1 protein-coding gene is annotated in these 537 nt (G+C 56.8%); it reads left to right on the top strand.

The features are described from left to right. The coding region (locus ACR0E6_RS22975; RefSeq protein WP_480587770.1) for a Tim44/TimA family putative adaptor protein at positions 1-537 on the top strand (537 nt) is incomplete at both ends.

Below are 537 nucleotides of genomic sequence, written 5' to 3'. Positions count from 1 at the left end.
GAAAAACCCCCTGTTCCGCATCAGCCCGATGCGGGTGCGTCCCGTCGTGATTTCGAGGTGATCGAAGGCGGTCCGGATCATGACATCACCGATCACGTCCCCGAAGACAGCGAGCAAGCGCAAACCCTGGCCGCGATGAAGCGGGTCGAGCCCAGTTTCTCGGTCAGTGAATTTGTTCAGGGTGCCCGTGGCGCCTATGAGATGATCGTGATGGGTTTTGAGAAGGGCAACCTAGATGAGATCCAGCCCTTCCTTGCCGAAGATGTGTTCGAAACCTTCGTCTCGGTTGTATCCGCCCGCGAAGATCAAGGCCTGACGATCGAGGCCGAGTTCATCGGCGTGCGTGAAACCACCCTGACCGATGTGTCCTTTGACAAGGATACGAATGAGGCCGAAATCACCATGAAGTTCATTGGTGAGCTGACCTCGGTCGTGCGGGATCGTGGTGGTGATATCATCGAAGGCAACCCGAACACCGTGAAACGCCAAAAGGACAGCTGGACCTTTGCCCGTGTGATGGGCAAGGACGATCCGAAC

It is taken from the genome of Ruegeria sp. AP12 (assembly GCF_056540025.1).
Note: the sequence above shows the minus strand (reverse complement) of the source record. Positions and strands in the feature narration are given on the sequence as shown.